The sequence below is a fragment of the Bradyrhizobium symbiodeficiens genome (assembly GCF_002266465.3).
Taxonomy (GTDB): Bacteria; Pseudomonadota; Alphaproteobacteria; order Rhizobiales; family Xanthobacteraceae; genus Bradyrhizobium; species Bradyrhizobium symbiodeficiens.
Genome location: NZ_CP029427.2, coordinates 4,025,432 through 4,044,862, shown reverse-complemented (window position 1 = coordinate 4,044,862; position 19,431 = coordinate 4,025,432). Strand labels below are relative to the sequence as shown.

19 protein-coding genes are annotated in these 19,431 nt (G+C 64.9%); 12 read left to right on the top strand and 7 right to left on the bottom strand.

What is annotated here, in order from left to right; all coding sequences use genetic code 11:
* Positions 1-3 precede the first annotated feature (3 nt).
* Positions 4-1,017, bottom strand: a complete 1,014-nt coding sequence (trpD, locus tag CIT39_RS18775) for an anthranilate phosphoribosyltransferase (RefSeq protein WP_094977735.1) — start codon at positions 1,015-1,017, stop codon at positions 4-6.
* A 14-nt stretch (positions 1,018-1,031) separates the two neighbouring features.
* Positions 1,032-2,933: a SurA N-terminal domain-containing protein gene (locus tag CIT39_RS18770; RefSeq protein WP_094977736.1), complete on the bottom strand. Its 1,902-nt coding sequence runs from the start codon at positions 2,931-2,933 to the stop codon at positions 1,032-1,034.
* 223 nt (positions 2,934-3,156) lie between these two features.
* Between CIT39_RS18770 and tpiA the strand changes: the two genes are divergently transcribed.
* The 3 genes from tpiA to CIT39_RS18755 all read left to right on the top strand — a co-directional run bounded on the left by tpiA (position 3,157) and on the right by CIT39_RS18755 (position 6,236).
* A complete protein-coding gene (gene tpiA, locus CIT39_RS18765) occupies positions 3,157-3,912 on the top strand; it encodes a triose-phosphate isomerase (protein ID WP_094977738.1) in 756 nt (251 codons plus the stop codon).
* A 139-nt stretch (positions 3,913-4,051) separates the two neighbouring features.
* On the top strand, positions 4,052-4,438 hold the full coding sequence (secG, locus tag CIT39_RS18760) for a preprotein translocase subunit SecG (protein ID WP_018320274.1): 387 nt from the start codon (positions 4,052-4,054) through the stop codon (positions 4,436-4,438).
* A gap of 166 nt (positions 4,439-4,604) precedes the next feature.
* Entirely contained in the window at positions 4,605-6,236 is a 1,632-nt protein-coding gene (locus CIT39_RS18755; protein WP_094977739.1) for a CTP synthase, read from the top strand.
* Here the strand turns inward: CIT39_RS18755 and CIT39_RS18750 are convergent.
* The 3 genes from CIT39_RS18750 to CIT39_RS18740 all read right to left on the bottom strand — a co-directional run bounded on the left by CIT39_RS18750 (position 6,233) and on the right by CIT39_RS18740 (position 9,025).
* On the bottom strand, positions 6,233-6,868 hold the full coding sequence (locus CIT39_RS18750; protein ID WP_162308571.1) for a class I SAM-dependent methyltransferase: 636 nt from the start codon (positions 6,866-6,868) through the stop codon (positions 6,233-6,235). The genes CIT39_RS18755 and CIT39_RS18750 overlap by 4 nt on opposite strands.
* A gap of 109 nt (positions 6,869-6,977) precedes the next feature.
* Positions 6,978-8,354, bottom strand: a complete 1,377-nt coding sequence (locus CIT39_RS18745) for a sensor histidine kinase (RefSeq protein WP_094977741.1) — start codon at positions 8,352-8,354, stop codon at positions 6,978-6,980.
* The gene (locus CIT39_RS18740) at positions 8,351-9,025 is read right to left on the bottom strand and encodes a response regulator transcription factor (protein ID WP_094977742.1); all 675 of its coding nucleotides are present in this window, start codon (positions 9,023-9,025) and stop codon (positions 8,351-8,353) included. Before CIT39_RS18740 ends, CIT39_RS18745 begins: the two co-directional genes overlap by 4 nt.
* Positions 9,026-9,209: 184 nt before the next feature.
* Here CIT39_RS18740 and CIT39_RS18735 point away from each other — a divergent pair, with 184 nt between their 5' ends.
* From CIT39_RS18735 to CIT39_RS18720, 4 genes are all read left to right on the top strand, one after another.
* On the top strand, positions 9,210-9,536 hold the full coding sequence (locus CIT39_RS18735) for an NIPSNAP family protein (RefSeq protein ID WP_094977743.1): 327 nt from the start codon (positions 9,210-9,212) through the stop codon (positions 9,534-9,536).
* Positions 9,537-9,659: 123 nt separating this feature from the next.
* A complete protein-coding gene (gene kdsA, locus CIT39_RS18730) occupies positions 9,660-10,508 on the top strand; it encodes a 3-deoxy-8-phosphooctulonate synthase (protein ID WP_094977875.1) in 849 nt (282 codons plus the stop codon).
* Positions 10,508-11,716 carry an MFS transporter gene (locus CIT39_RS18725; protein WP_094977744.1) on the top strand — a complete coding sequence of 403 codons (1,209 nt, stop codon included), beginning with the start codon at positions 10,508-10,510 and terminating at the stop codon, positions 11,714-11,716. The genes kdsA and CIT39_RS18725 overlap by 1 nt, the downstream gene beginning before the upstream one ends.
* A 237-nt stretch (positions 11,717-11,953) precedes the next feature.
* Positions 11,954-12,529: a hypothetical protein gene (locus CIT39_RS18720; protein ID WP_202975558.1), complete on the top strand. Its 576-nt coding sequence runs from the start codon at positions 11,954-11,956 to the stop codon at positions 12,527-12,529.
* 36 nt (positions 12,530-12,565) lie between these two features.
* Here the strand turns inward: CIT39_RS18720 and queF are convergent, their stop codons facing one another.
* Entirely contained in the window at positions 12,566-13,042 is a 477-nt protein-coding gene (gene queF / locus CIT39_RS18715) for a preQ(1) synthase (protein WP_094977746.1), read from the bottom strand.
* Between the two features lie 129 nt (positions 13,043-13,171).
* Between queF and eno the strand changes: the two genes are divergently transcribed.
* On the top strand, positions 13,172-14,455 hold the full coding sequence (eno, locus tag CIT39_RS18710) for a phosphopyruvate hydratase (RefSeq protein WP_094977747.1): 1,284 nt from the start codon (positions 13,172-13,174) through the stop codon (positions 14,453-14,455).
* 44 nt (positions 14,456-14,499) lie between these two features.
* Positions 14,500-15,633 carry a zinc-binding dehydrogenase gene (locus CIT39_RS18705; RefSeq protein ID WP_094977748.1) on the top strand — a complete coding sequence of 378 codons (1,134 nt, stop codon included), beginning with the start codon at positions 14,500-14,502 and terminating at the stop codon, positions 15,631-15,633.
* Between the two features lie 60 nt (positions 15,634-15,693).
* Here CIT39_RS18705 and CIT39_RS18700 read toward each other — a convergent pair whose 3' ends face one another.
* Entirely contained in the window at positions 15,694-16,431 is a 738-nt protein-coding gene (locus tag CIT39_RS18700) for an SDR family oxidoreductase (protein WP_094977749.1), read from the bottom strand.
* A gap of 98 nt (positions 16,432-16,529) precedes the next feature.
* Between CIT39_RS18700 and CIT39_RS18695 the strand changes: the two genes are divergently transcribed.
* The 3 genes from CIT39_RS18695 (at position 16,530) to CIT39_RS18685 (ending at position 19,418) form a co-directional block, all read left to right on the top strand.
* The gene (locus tag CIT39_RS18695; RefSeq protein ID WP_414645251.1) at positions 16,530-17,537 is read left to right on the top strand and encodes an AraC family transcriptional regulator; all 1,008 of its coding nucleotides are present in this window, start codon (positions 16,530-16,532) and stop codon (positions 17,535-17,537) included.
* A 110-nt stretch (positions 17,538-17,647) separates the two neighbouring features.
* On the top strand, positions 17,648-18,646 hold the full coding sequence (locus CIT39_RS18690; protein WP_094977751.1) for an MBL fold metallo-hydrolase: 999 nt from the start codon (positions 17,648-17,650) through the stop codon (positions 18,644-18,646).
* Between the two features lie 220 nt (positions 18,647-18,866).
* Positions 18,867-19,418 carry an NADPH-dependent FMN reductase gene (locus CIT39_RS18685; RefSeq protein ID WP_094977752.1) on the top strand — a complete coding sequence of 184 codons (552 nt, stop codon included), beginning with the start codon at positions 18,867-18,869 and terminating at the stop codon, positions 19,416-19,418.
* The last annotated feature ends 13 nt before the right edge of the window (positions 19,419-19,431 follow it).

The following is a 19,431-nucleotide window of genomic DNA, read 5'->3' as shown; positions in this document are numbered from 1 at the left end:
GGCTCAGCCGTTCGAGACCGCGATCAGGTGCTTCAGCTTCGCGTTGGCCGCGCCGCTGTCGATCGAACGGGCGCCGATCGCGACGCCCTCCTTGAGGTCCTTGGCGCGGCCGGCCACGACCAGCGCGGCGGCGGCGTTCATCAGCGCAACGTCGCGGTAGGCGCTCGGCTTGCCGTCGAGCACGCTCTGCAAGGCGATTGCATTGGCGTCGGCGTCACCGCCCTTGAGCGCGCCGGCCTCGCAACGCGGCAGGCCGGCGTCCTCCGGCGTCACCTCGAAATTCCGGATCTCGCCATTGTGGAGCGCGGAGACGAAGGTCGGGCCGGTGAGGGTGATCTCGTCGAGGCCGTCGGAGCCGTGCACCACCCAGGCGGATTCGGAGCCGAGGTTCTTCAGCACCTGGGCCAGCGGCTGGACCCATTGCCGCGAGAACACACCGACCATCTGCCGCTTCACGCCGGCCGGGTTGGACAGGGGGCCGAGCAGGTTGAAGATCGTGCGCGTCGCGAGCTCGACCCGGGTCGGACCGACGTTCTTCATGGCCGGGTGATGGGCGGGAGCGAACATGAAGCCGATGCCGCATTCGCGCACGCAGTGGCCGACCTGCTCGGGCCTGAGGTCGATCTTCACGCCGAGCGAGGCCAGCACGTCGGCTGCGCCCGAGCGCGACGACAGCGCGCGGTTGCCGTGCTTGGCCACCGGCACGCCGGCACCCGAGACGATGAAGGAGGCGCAGGTCGAGACGTTGACCGAGCCGGAGCCGTCGCCACCGGTGCCGACGATGTCGACGGCTTCAGGCGGAGCCGTGACGGTCAGCATCTTGGAACGCATCGCCGCGACAGCGCCGGTGATCTCGTCCACGGTTTCGCCGCGCACCCGCAGCGCCATCAACAGGCCGCCCATCTGCGAGGGCGTGGCTTCGCCCGACATCATGGCATCGAAGGCGGAAGCCGCTTCGTCACGCGACAGGCTGGCGCCGGTCGCCACTTTTCCAATGATCGATTTCAGGTCGTCCATCGCGTGCTTTCAACTTACTGCTGGTTCGCGCCGGTCACCTGCGCGAAGGCGGCCTGATTAATGGTGGTCCCGATGTCGGTTTCGAGCCTGTTGACGTAGGAGGCAACCTGCTCCTCGGTCTGGGCACGGTCGAGGCTTTCCTTCAGCTTCTTGACCGCCTCGGAGGCGGGGTCGACTGCGGGATCGACAATGTCGGTGACACGGAAGACGATCACTTCGGTGCCGCCGGTCACCGGCGTCTGCCCGACGCCATCCTTGGCGGTGCGGAAGACGGCCGCGACGACCGCTGCGGGCACGCCGGCGGGCGTGTCGTCGCGCTTGAAGCCGGTCGCGGTCTCGACCTTGGCGCCGATCGCTGCGGCCTCATCCGCGAGTTTGCCGCCCGCTTCGAGCTTCTGCACCATCTCGGTCGCCTTGGCCTTGAGCTTGGCGGCGATTTGGTCCTGGCGCCAGCGCGCCTCGACCTGGTCGCGGACCTCGTCGAGATTGCGGTCGCGCGAGGGCGTGATGGCGAGCACGTCGTACCAGACATAGCCGCCCTTGAACGAGATCGAGTCGTTGTCGACGCCGACATCGCTGTTGAAGGCCTGCGACACCACGTCGAGTCCCTGCGGAATGTCGGCGACCGGCTGACCGTTCGGGGCGCGGCCGGAACGATCGACCGCGTCGATGGTCACGGCGGTGAGGCCGAGCTTCTGCGCCGCGTCGATCACGCTGGCGCCGCCGCCGCGCTCGTCTTCCATCTTGTCGCGGAGATCGGCGACTTTGACGCGCGCGCGCTCGGTCGCGATCTCGCGCTTGATGTCGCCGACGGCGCTGGCGAAGTCCGCCTCCTTGCCCGGCTCGATCTTGTCGACCTTGACGATGGACGTGCCGAGCGCGCCCTGGATCGGCTGGCTGATCTCGCCGGCGGGAAGCGCAAAGGCGGCTTCGCCGACCGCAGCATCCAGCGAAGATTTGGTCACAAGTCCGAGATCGACGTCAGAGGCGCTCAGCCCGCGCTCCTTGCCGAGATCTTCGAACGACATGCCACCGACGAGACGCTCCCGGGCGGTCTGGGCTTCGGCAGCGTTGGGGAAGACGATCTGCTGGATCTGGCGCTTCTCCGGCGTGCTGAGCCGGTCCTTGCGCTGCTCGAACACCTTCCTGGCGTCCTCGTCCGACACCTCGCTCCACTTGCCGATCTCTTCCGGCGAGACCACGACGAAGGAGATCTTGCGGTACTCGGGCGCGCGGAACTGGGCCTTGTGGTCTTCGAAATAGGCCGCGAGCGCCTCGGGCGAGGGCGCGTCGATCTGGCCGGCCTGGGCGGTATCGAGCCTGACGAAATCAATGGCGCGCTGCTCGTTCTGGAACCGCGTCAGTGCGTCGATCATTGCCTTCGGCGGCTCGAGGCCTGCCCCGATCGTGCCGGTGATCTGCCGGCGCAGCGACACCTTGCGCTGCTCGGCGACATAGCGCTGCTCGGTATAGCCGAAATTGCGGATCACGGCCTGGAAGCGGTTCGCATCGAAATTGCCGCCGACGCCCTTGAAGTTGGGGTCGTTCATGATGACCTGGCGGATCTGGTCGTCGGACTGGCCGAGCCCGAGCCGGCGCGCCTCTTCGTCGAGGGCGGCTTCGGCGATGGTCTGCTGCAGCACCTGGCGGTCGAGGCCGAAGGCACGCGCCTGGTCGGGCGTCAGCGGACGGCCGAACTGGCGGCTGATCTGTTGCAGGCGGTCCGTGTAGATCTGGCGGAACTCGTTCAGCGAAATCTCGGTGCTGCCGACCTTGGCCACCGTGGACTGCCCGAAGCCCTTGAAGATGTCGGCGATCCCCCAAACGCCGAAACTGATGATCAACACACCCATCACCATGGCCATGATGGTCTTGCCGAGCCAGTTTGATGAGGCCTTGCGCATTCCTCGAAGCATTTGGTCCAACTTGTTTGAGCAGGAGGGGAACGGGAGCGCGTCTTAATGCAGATTCAGCAAAAGCGCGTCACAAAATTGATCAATCATCATAAAGTGGCGGCTTTCCCCCCGCAACCTCGGGTCCGGCGACCGTTTGCGGCTGCGGTTAAAGGTCTCTCGTCTCTGGAACTGCCGCAGGTCCTCTGCTAGCGCATGCGCAAACCTCATTTTGCTGGAAATTGACATGACCGACGCCATCCGCCCCCTGATCGCCGGCAATTGGAAAATGAACGGCCTGAAGGCCCAGGCTGCCGAGTTCGACGCCATGCTCGACCGCGCCGCCGAGGTGACCGGCAAGGCCGATCTGCTGGTCTGTCCGCCCGCGACCCTGATTGCCGCCTTCGCCGACAAGGCGCGTGGCAAGAAGGTCGCGGTGGGGGCCCAGGATTGCCATCCCAAGGCCTCCGGTGCCCACACCGGCGATATCGCCGCCGAAATGCTGGTGGACGCGGGGGCGAGCGCCGTCATCGTCGGCCATTCCGAGCGCCGCGCCGACCATTGCGAGGACGATGCGCTTGTCAGGCAGAAGACCGAGGCCGCCTGGCGCGCCGGGGCTACGGCGATCGTCTGCATCGGCGAGACCCAAGCCCAGCGCGACGCCGGCCAGACCCTGGAGATCCTCGGCGGGCAGCTCGCCGGCTCCCTGCCTGAGAGCTCGACGGCCGCGAATCTCGTCGTGGCCTATGAGCCGGTCTGGGCGATCGGCACTGGGCTCACCCCCACGACCCGGGATGTCGAGCAAATTCATGGGTTTATCAGGGAGTTCCTGACCTCGCGGTTCAAGGCCGATGGTGCCAGCATGCGCATCCTCTACGGCGGCTCGGTCAAGCCCTCGAATGCGGCCGAGCTGATGGCGGTCAAGAACGTCAATGGCGCGCTGGTCGGCGGCGCTAGCCTGAAGGCGGCCGATTTCCTTGCGATTGCGAAGGGCTGCCCCTAGCTAAACCCCACGGCGCCGCCGGGGCCGATCGGGGGTGGCAATGGCCGGTCTGATCGTGTAACACCGCGCAACTTCAGGAAAACCCGCGAAGCGCGATCGGCCGCCGTCAGGCGCCGCCCGCTTGTGACGGAAGGATACTATGCAGACCGTTGTCATCGTCATCCATCTCATGATCGTCGCCGTCATGATCGGCGCTGTCCTGCTCCAGAAGTCGGAAGGCGGCGGCCTCGGCATGGGCGGCGGCGCAGGCTTCATGTCGAGCCGCGGCACCGCCAACCTCTTGACGCGGACCACCGCGATCCTCGCCGCGGGTTTCTTCCTCACCAGCATGTTCCTGTCCTGGCATGCGGGCTACAGCCGCGCGCCGTCCTCGATCATCGGCACGCCGGCGTCGCAGGGCCAGCCGGCCGGCGGATCGCCGATCGCGCCGCCGACGTCGGGCGGCATCCTGGATTCGCTGAAGAAGGCCGACGAGCAGCAACAGGCGCCGGCTCCGAGCGGCCCGCAGGTGCCTCGCTCGCAATAAAGCAGGGGCGCCATGCAGGGCGGTGGCTACCGTCCTGCATCAACAATCCCCATCAAGGCACTGTCACCACTCTTAGTTTTGGCTCACCCACAGGCCCGCAAAATCTTTGGGGCGGAATACGAATCGCTTTGGCGAATCGAATTTTGGGGATTAGAGGTTAAGTCCCATGGCGCGGTACATATTCATCACCGGCGGCGTGGTTTCTTCGCTCGGCAAGGGTCTGGCTTCAGCGGCACTCGGTGCGCTGTTGCAAGCCCGGGGCTACAAGGTCCGCCTCCGCAAGCTCGATCCCTATCTCAACCTCGATCCCGGAACGATGTCGCCGTATCAGCACGGCGAAGTGTTCGTGACCGATGACGGCGCGGAGACCGATCTCGATCTCGGTCACTACGAGCGCTTCACCGGCCGTCCCGCGACCAAGCAGGACAACATCACCACGGGGCGAATCTACCAGGACATCATCTCCAAGGAACGCCGCGGCGATTATCTCGGCGCGACCATCCAGGTGGTTCCGCACGTCACCAACGCCATCAAGGAATTCGTCCTCTCCGGCAATGACGATTACGATTTCGTGCTGGTCGAGATCGGCGGCACCGTCGGCGACATCGAGGGCCTGCCGTTCTTCGAGGCGATCCGCCAGCTCAAGAACGAGCTGCCGCGCGATCACGCCATCTACATCCACCTCACGCTGCTGCCCTACATTCCGAGCGCCGGCGAGCTGAAGACCAAGCCGACGCAGCATTCGGTGAAGGAGCTGCGTTCGATCGGCATCCAGCCGGACATCCTGCTCTGCCGCACCGACCGCGAGATCCCAAAGGAAGAGCGGCGCAAGCTGGGACTGTTCTGTAACGTGCGCGAGAGCGCCGTGATCGAGGCGCGCGACGCCGACAGCATCTATGCCGTGCCCGAGGCCTATCACAATGCGGGTCTCGACGACGAAGTGCTCGCTGCCTTCGGCATCGAATCGCGCATCCCGCCGGTGCTCAAGAGCTGGAACCAGATCAACGAGCGCATCCGCAATCCCGAGGGCGATGTCACCATCGCCATCGTCGGCAAATATACCGGCATGAAGGATGCGTATAAGTCGCTGATCGAGGCGCTGTCGCATGGCGGCATCGCCAACAAGGTCAAGGTCAATCTCGACTGGATCGAGAGCGAGATCTTCGAGAAGGAAGATCCAGCGCCGTTCCTCGAGCACGTCAACGGCATCCTGGTGCCCGGCGGATTCGGCCAGCGCGGTGCGGAAGGCAAGATCCGCGCGGCGCAGTTCGCGCGCGAGCGCGACGTGCCGTATTTCGGCATCTGCTTCGGCATGCAGATGGCGGTGATCGAGGCGGCGCGAAACCTCGTCGGCATCGAGGAAGCCAACTCCACCGAGTTCGGCCCGACCAAGGAGCCGCTGGTCGGCCTGATGACGGAATGGCTGCGCGGCAACGAGCTCGAGAGGCGCTCGAACGCCGGCGATCTCGGCGGCACGATGCGGCTTGGCGCTTATCCCGCAGCCCTCAACCGCGGCAGCCGCGTCTCGCAGGTCTATGGCGGCGCCACCGAGATATCCGAGCGCCACCGCCACCGCTACGAGGTCAACACCGCCTACAAGGACCGCCTCGAGCAGCACGGGCTTAAATTCTCGGGCCTGTCGCCCGACGGCGTGCTGCCTGAGATCGTCGAATACGAGGACCATCCCTGGTTCATCGGCGTCCAGTTCCACCCCGAACTGAAGTCGCGGCCGTTCGAGCCCCATCCGCTGTTCGCCTCGTTCATCCAGGCGGCGATGGTGCAGAGCCGGCTGGTCTAACAATCGGCTTCCGCTGGGGCCGGCGCAGATGCGTCGGGGGGCGGCGATCCCGTGATGAGCGTCATCTGCGGGCGACGCGTGAGCTTGTAGACGGCGGCCGGCGGCACGTTCAGATAGGCGCGATCCACCAGTGTTGCGCGCAGGCCCAAACGGTCGAGCACGGGCCGCGGAATCGGGCAGCTCACGCCGTAGGTGAACTGGTAAAAGGCGCCGCCGGGGCGCACGTAATTGAACGCGCCACCGAGGATCGAGACGACCTCGCGCGTCGACATGTTGAGCAGCGGCAGCCCGCTCACGACCGCGCCGACGGGTGCGCCGACATAGAGGCGCTCCGTCGCCAGCCGCGCCGCATCCATCCACAGCACGCGCGCGCCGGGAAAGCGCATTTGCAAGAGCTTCATGAAATCCGAGCCGTACTCGATCAGCGTGAGATCCTGTGGCCTGACGCCGCGTTTCAGAAGCTTGTAGGTGAATGCGCCGGTGCCGGGGCCGAGCTCGAGGATCGGGCCGGTCTTCGCGGTGATCTCGCGCGTGATGAGATCAGCAAGCGCCGCGCCCGATGGCGCGATGGCGCCGACCCGGCGCGGCGAAGACATCCAGGACACGAAAAAGGAGAGAAAATCGTTGGGCATGCGCACTCCGGCATTTCGATTGCACCTCGGGGATCAGAGGTGATGCGGAAGCACCTTGGCGGGCGTGGATTGCGACAGCATTGCGCTGCGCGAAGGGCAGGTAAATTGATCAACTCTGCGGGCTTGGCCGCAGCGTGATCCTGAAGCCGGTGCCGCCGTCCGCGCCGTCGGTGACCGAGACTTGGCCGCCATGCAGGAGCACGATCTCGCGCACCATATTGAGGCCGAGGCCGGCGCCGCGATCGAGTGGAGTGAGCCGATAGAACGGCTCGAATATCTGTTCGCGCTGAGCCGCGGGAATGCCGGCGCCTTCGTCAGTGACCTCGATGCAGGCAGGCTTGCTGATGCGAATGCCGATCGTGCCGCGGCGGGGGCCGTGTTGAATCGCGTTCTGCACGAGATTGGTCAGAGCGCGCTCAAGCGCGGCCGGATCACCGATGGTCTCGATCGGCGTCGCGGGCGCATCGAGCGCCAGCTCGTAACCTGCGGCAATTGCCAACGGCGCGAGATCGGCGGCGGCGGATTGCGCGATCACGACGAGGTCGACACGCGTGAACGGATGGCCGCAGCGGTCGAGCCGCTGGATGTCAAGCAATTGCTCGGCGAGCGTGGCCAGCCGCGCGGTATCCTCCAGCAGGCGGGTCTTGTCCGGCCCCGGGGCTAGCGACTCCAGCCGCGTGTTCAGGATTGCGATCGGCGTGCGCAGCTCGTGCGCGGCGTCGGCGACGAAACGCTTGTGGCGCGCATAGCCCTGGTCGAGCCGCGCAAGAGCGTCGTTGACCGCAGTTACGAGCGGTACGACCTCCAGCGGAATCCGGTCCACCGACAGCCGTGCGCCGCGCTGATGGATGTCGATCCGCCGTGCTTGGTCCGCCGTCGTGTCGAGCCCTCTGAATGCGCGCTGCACGATCATCGGTGTCGCTATGAAGGTCGCCGTTCCCATCAGCAAGAGGCCGGGCAAGGCAATGGCGAGAAACGCGAGCGAAGTCATGACCAGCGCCTTGGCGCCTGTCAGCCGTCCTTGCGTCGCCGTGATGATCTGCACATTGCCGGCCTCAGTGTCGACACGCTTCAGCCGCGCCGCCGGCTTGCGCGGATCGTCCTCGAAAAGCTGCCAGCCGAGCCGCGCCTGGCTGATCTGGTCGAGGCCGCCGCCTATCGCCGCAAATTCGGCGGGCGCGGCACCTTCGGTGAGCGACTGTCCCTGCCGGTCGCGGACCAGGAACCAGAGGTCGGGCGTTTCGCTGCGCAATTGTTTCAGTTCAGCCGTTGACCGCAGGGTCAAGCTGCCCTGGCCGTCGCGCGCGAGCGCGCGCTGAACCACGTCGATCACGCGATCCTCGTCGCGCTCGGCGAGCACGAAACCCGACGCGCACAATGCTCCGACCACGACGGCTACGAGCGCCACCAGCAGCGCAGCCTGGAGCCAGAGCAGGCGCCAGCTCAGCCGCGAGCGCAGGCAATAGGGATCGTCGTGCCTGCTCATGGCTGTTTCTTCAGCAGATAGCCGACCCCGCGAATGCCGTGGATCTCGACACCGGCATCCGCCTCGGCAAGCTTGCGGCGCAATCGCGAGATGTGTGTGTCCAGCGCGTTCGACTGGACCTGGTCGTCGAAATTGTAGACCGCTTCTTCGAGCGCCGAGCGTAGCACGGTTCGGCCCAGGCGGCGGATCAGGGCCTCGAGCACTAGCAGCTCGCGCCGCGGGAGCTCGAAAGGCTGACCGTCGATGCTGGCTTCGCGATGGCCGAGGTCGAAGGCGAGGCGGCCGGCGCGGATGACATCGGGGGACAGGCCCGCGGGCCGCCGCAGCACGGCGCGCAGCCGTGCCAGCAGTTCCTCGACCGCGAACGGCTTTGCCAGATAGTCGTCGGCCCCGCTATCGAGCCCGGCGACGCGGTCGGCGAGTTCGCCACGTGCAGTCAGGACGATGATCGGCACCCCGCCGGCTCGCGCGCGAAGCTTTGGAATCAGGGCAAGGCCATCGCCGTCCGGGAGCTGGCGGTCAAGCAGGACCGCGACATGGACGTCGGCGGAAATGGCCTCCTCCGCGTCCGCAAGCGTGGGGGCGTGGTCCACCACCATGTCGTAGCGCTTCAGCGCCGAGGCCAGCGCGCCGGCCATTTCCGCTTCATCCTCGACCAGCAAGATCCGCATGTGAAAGGCCCCCGAACTGCAAGGCCTTTGTAGCGGCCCGATCATTGCGGCAGCATTGCGGGAGTCCGGCGCAGCGCTGGTCGCGCAAGCCATGCGCAGAACGCCGCCGGGGCGGCCGGGCGCTGCTCAAGACACCGCGGGGGCCAGCCGCTATAACCGGCGCGCAATAAGCTTGGAGGAACGAATGATCTACGAAATGCGTGTCTATCGCTGCGTGCCAGGCCGGCTGCCGGCGCTTCTGAAGCGATTCGAGACTGCCACGCTGAAGATCTGGGAGAATCACGGCATCAGGCAGGCCGGCTTCTTCACGACGCTGATCGGTGACTCCAACCAGGAGCTGACCTATTTCCTGGCCTGGGACTCGCTCGCCGAGCGCGAGAAGAAGTGGGCTGCGTTCATGGCCGATCCGGACTGGATGAAAGCCCGCGCCGAGAGCGAAGCCGACGGCCAGATCGTCGGCAACATCGTCAGCCAGATCCTGACGCCGACCGCGTTCTCCTCGGTCAAGTAGCAGCTCCTGCGAGAGAGGCGCCGGGGAGCCCCGGCGCAACCCTGATATTCAAGCAGTCCCGGGCGAATAGGGTTGATCCGACCCCGATCGCGGCTATGGTCGCGCCGAAACGAGGGATTGGCCTTGAGCTCTTCGCATTCGGCGGCGCCGGTCGTCACCATTGGCACGGTCAAGTTCGGCAATGATCTGCCGATCTCGATCATTGCCGGACCTTGCCAGCTCGAAAGCCGTCAGCATGCGCTTGAGGTGGCTTCCGCGCTGAAGGAGATCGCCGCGCGGCTGAAGATCGGCCTCGTCTACAAGACCTCCTTCGACAAGGCCAACCGCACCAGCGCGTCGGCTGCGCGCGGACTGGGCCTCGCGCAGTCGCTGCCGATCTTCGCCGAGATCCGCGCCTCGCTCGGCCTGCCTGTCCTGACCGACGTGCACGATGCCGCGCAATGCGCCGAGGTGGCGCAGGCGGTGGACGTGTTGCAGATCCCTGCCTTCCTGTGCCGGCAGACCGATCTGCTGCTCGCTGCTGCCGCGACCGGCAAGGTCGTCAATGTCAAGAAGGGCCAGTTCCTGGCGCCCTGGGACATGACCAATGTCGTGAGCAAGATCACCGGCGCGAACAATCCGAACGTGCTCGTCACCGAGCGCGGAGCATCCTTCGGTTACAACACGCTGGTCTCCGACATGCGCGCATTGCCGATCCTGGCGCGCACCACCGGCGCGCCCGTGATCTTCGACGCCACTCATTCGGTGCAGCAGCCGGGCGGGAAGGGCGCCTCCTCGGGCGGCGAGCGCGAGTTCGTACCGGTGCTGGCGCGCGCGGCCGTTGCCGTTGGGGTCGCCGGCGTATTCATCGAGACCCATCCCGACCCGGACCGTGCGCCCTCGGACGGCCCCAACATGGTGCCGCTGCGCGAGTTCGAGGGGCTGATCGCAAGGCTGATGGCGTTCGACGCTCTGGCAAAGAGCCCGCGCTGATGCAGCAAGGCGAGGCGCCGCCGCACGATCCCGGCTTGCCGACGGCCCTCTACGTCATATCGGGCGCAAGCTTCGCCGCAGCGCTTTCGGCACGTGCGCTCGATCCGGTGCTGCCGCACGTCGCCGAGGATTTCGGCGTCAGCATCGCCACCGCCGCGGGTTTTGCCGCGGTGTTCGCCTTCACCTTCTCGATCATCCAGCCGATCGTCGGCGCCGCCGCCGATCTGTTCGGCAAGACCCGGCTGATGATCGGCTGCCTCGCGCTGCTCGGCCTTGCCAACATCCTGGGCGCATTCTCGACCTCGTTCCCGGTTCTGTTTGCGACCCGCATCCTCGCCGGCATCGGCTCCGGCGGCGTGTTTCCGGTGGCGCTCAGCCTGACCAGCGATCTCGTCGGGCCCGAGAAACGCCAGGTCGCGATCAGCCGCACGCTGGCCGGCGCGATGACCGGCAATCTGCTCGGCGCCTCGGCCTCCGGCCTGATCGGCGATTTCCTCGGCTGGCGCGGCGTGCTCGCGGTGCTGGGTGGGCTCGTGATCGTGGCGTCGATCGCCGTTGCCGCGGGCTTTCATGGCGCCAAGGTCAAGCATCCGCCGAAGACAAGCCTGTCGGCGCTGAAGGCCGGCTACCGCACCATCTTCACCAACCCCAACGCCTATGTCTGCTATTCGGCGGTGTTCGTCGAAGGCTGCTGCGTGCTCGGCCTGTTTCCCTACATCGCCTCGTTCCTGTTCGAGCTCGGGCAGACCTCGCTGTCGATCGCAGGTGTGGTCATCGCGGGCTTTGCGGTCGGCGGCCTGTTCTACACGCTCACGGTGTCGCGCCTGCTGCCATGGCTCGGCGTCAAGGGCATGATGATTGCGGGCATGGCACTGGTCGCCTCGCAGCTCGTCGCCGTCGCGTTCGGCCCGCGCTGGGAGGTGCAGGCGCTCAACCTCGTCGTGATGGGATGGGGCTTCTACATCGCCCATGGCTGCCTGCAGGTGTTCGCCAGCGAGCTCTCGGTCGAGGCGCGCGCGACTGCGTTGTCGCTGCACTCGTTCTTCTTCTTCATGGGGCAGACGGTGGGCCCGCTCGCCTACGGCCTCGGGCTTGCGCATGCCGGCAAGATGCCGACCCTGTTCGCAAGCGCTGCGATCATGGTCGTGCTGGGCTTCGTCTGCGCGCGGCTGCTCAAGGCGCGCGCACCGGCGGATGCGCGCGCGTAACAGTTGTTTTAAGCGCCACACGCGGCAAATTGCCGTTGGTGGATCGTTTGATCGCTTCCAAGCACGTTTTATGGATTAGCTGGATCGGCAATATAGAGGACTGGTATGGGCGAGCAAGATCAGTCTAGCGTCCGCTGTAAGCAATGCTGCAATGATATCCCGCAGGGCGCGCTCCTGTGTTCAGATTGCGGTTCATATCAAGATTGGCGAGGTTGGTTCTCGGTGTCGAGTACCGTCTTGGCGCTACTCACTGCACTGCTATCTGTATTGGGAATAGTGGCACCCGTCATTATCAATGCTTTACACTCCCCAAGGTCAGACGCCTTTCTACAAACACCGTCCATTGATGGAACTACGCTTCGCGTCCTGGCGGTTAACCGCGGCGACGCATCAGCCTCCTTTGTCTACGCACGAATCGATGGTGATTATCTAGCTGGCGCGACAAAGGTGCGTCTGCGCAGCGATGCTGACGCCATCATTTCTCCTGGCAGTAAATTACTGACCTTTGACATCATTCCGTTGTTGGACGAGACGCAGTCGTATGATGGTTCCTTGGAGGCAATGACCGCGGCGGTATCCGGGAAGCCACTACCCACGACGTCGGTGCTACTCGGGTTAGCACAATCGGACGGCGGGGTAAGCGTCCTTAAATATACACTGACCAACGACGAAATCTTCCGCCTCCTTCGTGACAACGCCGATAGATGCTCCAGCATCGACAAACCCAACTTTACGAACGGCTGCATTGGAAATGGCGCCCCTACAAAAGGACAGGCGTCAAATCGTCCGTCAACGAAACCGGCCGCACGCTAGACCGAGCGCGGTCAACCCGAAACGGTCTCTTCTCGATCATCCCCGCCCGCGATAAGGCGCGACGCCTTGCTCCGGCACCCATAGTCCCTTTGGCACCCTTCCGGTCTGCCAGAATACGTCGATCGGGATGCCGCCGCGCGGATACCAGTAGCCGCCGATGCGCAGCCATTTCGGCTTGATCTCGCTGGCGATGCGCTTGCCGATCATCACGGTGCAGTCCTCATGGAAGGCGCCGTGATTGCGGAAGCTCGCGATGTAGAGCTTGAGCGATTTCGACTCCAGCAGCCATGGACCGGGCGCGTAGTCGATCATCAGATGCGCGAAGTCCGGCTGGCCCGTGACCGGGCAGAGCGAGGTGAACTCCGGCACGGTGAAGCGCACCAGATAGTCGGTGCCCTTTTGCGGATTGGGCACGCGGTCGAGCGTCGCCCTTTCGGGGGCATCCGGCCATTCCACGGCACGGCCGAGCTGCAGGTCAGGTGAGTTGGTCGATTTGCTGGGTTTTTTCGCCATGGGGCAGCCTCCGGTGCGGCGGCCCTCTTAGCCAATCATCGGGCGGCCGTCACCCGGCCTTTTCCACTCCGATGCATTGCGGTAGAAGCACCGCCAACTGCCCCCCTTTGTTCCCGAAAAGAGGCCCTCATGACCGCCATCATCGACATCATCGGACGCGAAATCCTCGACAGCCGCGGCAATCCCACCGTCGAGGTCGATGTCGTGCTGGAGGATGGCGCGCTCGGCCGTGCTGCCGTGCCCTCGGGCGCCTCTACGGGGGCCCATGAAGCCGTGGAACTGCGCGACGGCGACAAGGCCCGCTATCTCGGCAAGGGCGTCTCCAAGGCGGTCGGCGCCGTCAACGGCGAGATTTTCGAGGCGCTGAGCGGCCTCGACGCCGAGCAGCAGGCCCAGATCGACCAGATCATGATTGACCTCGACGGCACCGCGAACAAGAGCCGGCTGGGCGCCAACGCCATCCTCGGCGTCTCGCTGGCCTGCGCCAAGGCGGCCGCGAACTCGCTCGACATGCCGCTCTACCGCTACGTCGGCGGCACCTCGGCGCGCCTCCTGCCGGTGCCGATGATGAACATCATCAACGGCGGCGTGCATGCCGACAACCCCATCGACTTCCAGGAATTCATGATCCTGCCCGTCGGCGCGTCTTCCTTCGCCGAGGGCCTGCGCTACGGCGCCGAAGTCTTCCACACGCTGAAGTCCGAATTGAAGAAGGCCGGCCACAACACCAATGTCGGCGACGAGGGCGGCTTCGCCCCGAACCTGCCGTCGGCCGACGCCGCGCTCGACTTCGTCATGAACGCGATCGGCAAGGCCGGCTTCAAGGCGGGCACCGACATCGTGCTCGGCCTCGACTGCGCCTCGACCGAATTCTTCAAGGACGGAAAATACGTCTACGAAGGCGAGGGCAAGACCCGTTCGATCTCCGAGCAGGCCAAGTATCTCGCGGACCTGGTCTCGCGCTATCCGATCGTCACCATCGAGGACGGCATGTCGGAGGACGATATGGACGGCTGGAAGGAGATCACCGATCTGATCGGCAAGAAGTGCCAGCTCGTCGGCGACGATCTCTTCGTCACCAACGTCAAGCGCCTCGCCGACGGCATCAAGGCCGGCCGCGCCAATTCGATCCTGATCAAGGTCAACCAGATCGGCACGCTGACCGAGACGCTCGCCGCCGTCGAGATGGCGCACAAGGCCGGCTACACCTCGGTGATGTCGCACCGCTCCGGCGAGACCGAGGATTCCACCATCGCCGACCTCGCGGTCGCCACCAATTGCGGTCAGATCAAGACCGGCTCCCTTGCACGTTCCGATCGCACCGCCAAATACAACCAGCTCCTGCGCATCGAGCAGCAGCTCGGCAAGCAGGCGCTGTACGGCGGCAGGGCGGCACTGAAGGCGCTGGCATAAGCCAGCGCTTCTTCTCGCGAAAAGACGGACAGGGGAGGATCGACATGAGCGACGGCACATCCGGACTGCAACTGCGTTCGCTGTTGAAAAAGAGCGGCGAGCTGGAATTGTCCCTCGTGAACGTCCCGACGCCGGAGCCGGCCGATGACGAGGTCGTCGTTCGCGTCGAGGCGACGCCGATCAACCCCTCCGACCTCGGGCTCCTGATCGGGCCCGCCGACATGTCGGCCGCCAAGGCCTCCGGCACCAAGGAGATGCCGGTCATCACCGCGACGATGCCTGAGGCTGCGATGCGGATGATGGGGGCCCGGCTCGATCAGTCGCTGCCGGTCGGCAACGAGGGCGCCGGCACGGTGATCCGGACCGGATCGTCGGACGCAGCAAAAGCGCTGATGGGCAAGACGGTGTCGATGATCGGCGGCGCGATGTACACGCGGTACCGCGTGCTCAAGGTCCGCGACGTCATGGAGCTGCCGGCGGGCACCACGGCTGCGGACGGCGCGTCCTGGTTCGTCAATCCGCTGACCGCGCTCGGCATGACCGAGACGATGCGGCGGGAGGGCCACAAGGCGCTGGTGCACACGGCCGCCGCCTCCAATCTCGGCCAGATGCTCAACAAGATCTGCATCAAGGACGGCATCGGCCTCGTCAACATCGTCCGGAGCAAGGAGCAGGCCGATATCCTGCACAAGATCGGCGCCAAGCACGTCGTGGATTCCAGTGCACCTGATTTCACGGACACTCTCACCAATGCGCTGGTCGAGACCGGCGCCACGATCGCTTTCGACGCCATCGGCGGCGGCAAGCTGGCCAGCCAGATCCTGACCGCCATGGAAGTTGCGGCCAACAAGACCGCGAAGGAATACAGCCGCTACGGCTCGAACGTGTACAAGCAGATCTATATCTACGGCAGCCTGGACACCCGTCCGACCGAATTGAGCCGGTCGTTCGGACTGGCCTGGGGCGTCGGCGGCTGGCTGCTGACCCCGTTCCTTCAGAACATCGGTCCGGCCGAGATCGGCCGTCTGCGTCAGCGCGTGGCGTCCGAGCTCAAGACCACCTTCGCCAGCCACTACACCAAGGTGGTGTCGCTGACCGAGGTGCTCGATCCCGCCAACATCGCCGTGTACGCCAAACGCGCCACCGGCGAGAAATTCCTCATCAACCCGAACAAATAATCAGGCTGTGCGAGGGCGGATGATTCCGGGGCGGGGCGCGGCGGCGGCTTGATCGATGCATCATGCCTGAGCAGTTGGGCGGACGACGATCTCGCCGACGTCCACATTGTCCGGTTGGCGTATCGCAAAAGCGATGGCTTCGGCAATGGCGCGCGCCGGAATGGCGATTGCCTTCATGGCCGCCTCTCCCTGTTGCCTCAGCTCGGAATCCGTCATCGAGGAGGGGAGCTCGGTGTCGACATAACCGGGAGAGATGGTTGTCACGCGAAGCGACGGGCCTGCCTCCTGACGAAGCCCCTCGGAAATCGCCCTGACGGCGTTCTTCGACCCCGCATAGACCGCCATTGTCGGAACGATCCTGATCCCGGCGGTCGACAATGTGTTGACGAAATGACCGAAGCCCTGACGTCGAAAGACAGGCAAGGCCGCAGCAATCCCGTAGAGCACGCCCTTCACGTTCACGTCGATCATGTCGTCCCAGTCGTCGACCCGGAGGTCGTCAAGGCGGGAGACCGGGGCAATCCCCGCATTGTTGATCAGGACGTCCAGCTTCCCGTATCGCTCTGTTGCAAGCCCGACGAGGCCCGCAACGTCCTTGCGCTGCTTGACGTCGGTGACGAGATAGGACGCCTTTCCGCCCTTGGAGACGATGCTCTCGGTCAGCGTCTCCAGTCGGTCGGAGCGTCGCGCGCCGAGAACCACGATAGCGCCGTGCTCTGCGAGATGCCGGGCGGTGGCTTCGCCAATTCCGCTGCTGGCGCCCGTGATGGCGATGACCTTGCCTGCGATACCCGTCATGGCTGTTCCGTTCAGTTCGTTGCAGCACCAACGTCGCATAGGAAGCTAGGATGATCTATGCTCTAGCCGGTCGAAAATCGTCGAGATCGGATCAGGCTTTGGGCAAGCTCTCGGACAAGCATCTGGGCAAGACCTTGGACTCCAAGACCTTAGACGACCCCAAGACCCTGGACCCTCTGTCCCAAGTCTTCTCACTCCTGAACGTTCGCGCCGCGCGTTGTACGAGGTTCGAGGCGGGCGGCAGGTGGTCGTATCGGTTCCCGGCAAAACCCGCCCTGAAGTTCGGCGCCGTCATTCAAGGCGAATGCTGGATCGATTTCGGCGATGAGGCCCGTCATCGGCTTGCCTCCGGCGACTGCTTTCTTCTCGCCAATGCGCCGGCCTATGTCCTGGCCAACGACGAACACCTTGCTCCCGCGGATGGTATCGCGGCGTTCGATTGGGAGCAGTCGGACGTCGCGCGCCACGCCGGCGGCGATACCGTGTTGCTCGCCGGCAGTTTCGGCTTCGAAGAGTCGGACGCCGAATTGCTGCTCGACGCGCTTCCGCGATTTCTGCTCATACCGTCACGCAGTCCGCCGGCGCCCGTCATTCAGTCCACGCTCGGGATTCTCGATCTCGAAATCAGAGGGACGGGAATTGGAGCGGCGGTGCTCACCAACAGGCTGGCCGACGTCCTGCTGGTCCAGGTGCTCCGTGCGGCGTTGAATCAGGCCGACGGCGAGGGGCTCGGATGGATCAATGCGCTGGTCGATGCCCGGATCGGCAAGGCAATTGGGCTGATGCACGCAGACCCAGCTCACCCCTGGACCCTCGACGCATTGGCCGGCGCAATCGCAATGTCGCGATCTGCGTTTTCGAAGCGGTTCAGGTCTCTGGTGGGGCTGGCGCCGGTCGACTACCTGCTTCGCTGGCGCATGCGGCTGGCACGCGAACAACTTCGGCTTGGCGCCAGCGTTTCTGCAACCGCCGCGCGGCTGGGATATTCGTCGGAAAGCGCCTTCGGGCACGCCTTCAAGCGAGTCTACGGCCAGGCGCCGAAGCGATACTGGCGCAGACAGGCGATAGGCGAAAAATTCCTCATCAACCCAAATAAATATTCGTGATCTGCGACGGCAGGTCACCGCAGGAAGGGCTTGCCTTCTGAGCGAGGCGGGGGATTATTCCGCCGCCATTGAATGCGGAAAACCGCAAGGGCTCAGAAGGGGACCTCTCCATGACCGACCTCAATCGCCGTCATTTGCTCGCAGGCGCCGCCGCCGTCGGTGCGGCCGCCGTTGCCGGCCTTCGACCGGCCGCCGTCAATGCCGCGGTGCCGCAAGCCGGGACGCAGGCGCCGGGCTTCTATCGGTACAAGGTCGGCGCTTTCGAGTGCACCTCGATCAACGACGGCGCGCGCACCTTCCCGATGCCGGACAAGTTCGTCGCCAACAAGCCGAAGGAGGAAGCTCTGGCCGCAGGCGAGGCGGCCTACATGCCGAAGGGCATGGTCACGGTGCCGTTCAACCCGCAACTCATCAACACCGGTTCCAAGCTGATCCTGATCGACACCGGCAACGGCGTCGCTAATCTGGAAGCGAGCAAGGGCGCCGTCGGGCGTACGCTGCAGAACCTCCAGGCCGCCGGGGTCGATCCGAAAGCCATTGACGTCGTGCTGCTCTCGCATCTGCATCCCGATCACACCAACGGCATTCGCCTCGCCGACGGCGCGCTCGCATTTCCCAATGCGGAGATCATGGTGCCGGGCAAGGATTGGGAGTTCTGGACCAGCGAGGACAACGCGGCCAAGGCCGAGTCCAACCCGATGATGAAGAACTACTTCGCCAACGTGAAGAAGACTTTCGCGGGCCTCGAGTCCAAGGTCACCAAATTCGAGTGGGGCAAGGAGGTCGCGCCGGGCATCACCTCGATCGCGACGCCTGGGCACACGCCGGGCCACACCTCGTTCGCCGTCGCCTCCGGCGATGCCAAGGTGCTGATCCAGTCGGATGTCACCAACATTCCGGAATTCTTCCTGCGCAATCCCGACTGGCACGTGATGTTCGACAACGATGCCGCGCTGGCACAGGAGACGCGCCACAAATTCTACGACATGGCGGCGGCGGAGAAGGCGACCGTCATCGGCTTCCACTTCACGTTCCCGTCGGTCGGCCATGTCGAGAAGGACGGCGCCAAATACCGCCTGATCCCGTCGGCGTGGAATCCGACGATCTGACCGGAGTTGGACATTTGCGCGAAAGATCAGGCCGCCGCTTGGCGGCCTGATTTGTTTGGAACGAATGTTGCGGATCAATCGTAGCCCCGGACTGCCCCAATCGTCTGCTTCCGCGAAACGCAGCGTTTCCAAATCCGGCCGGTTCATGCACTTGCATCCATCGCGCGAGATCGATTAAGTGCCGTCGCGGCACTCCAGCTCAAGCCCTCAAGGACACCTCATGGCCTACAACATCGTCACGATCGCCGGCAGCCTGCGCAAGGACAGCTTTTCGCTGAAGATCGCCAATGCGTTGGCCAAGCTTGCGCCTGATACGCTCAAGCTCGAGGTCGTCACGCCGGCCGGCATCTCGTTCTTCAACCAGGACCTCGAGGGCGCGCCGCCCGCGGACTGGCTGGCCTTCCGCGACAAGCTGCAGAAGTCGGACGGCGTCATTTTCGTCACGCCGGAATACAACCGCGCCATCCCGGGTGTGCTGAAGAACGCCATCGACGTGGCGTCGCGGCCCTATGGCAAGAGCTCGTTCAACGGCAAGCCGGTCGGCATCATCTCGAATTCGCCGGGCCCGCTCGGCGGCGTCAGCGCCGCCAAGACGCTGCAGAACATCCTGCCGGGTATCTCCGGCCCGATCATGCAGCAGCCGGAGGCCTATCTGAACGCGGTCGGCGATGCCTTCGACGCCGACGGCAATCTGGTCAAGGAGTCGCTGAAGCCGGTGCTCCAGGCCTATATCGACGCCTTCGCCGCGCACGTCGCCAAGCACCACGGCTGAGGCTAAATATCCC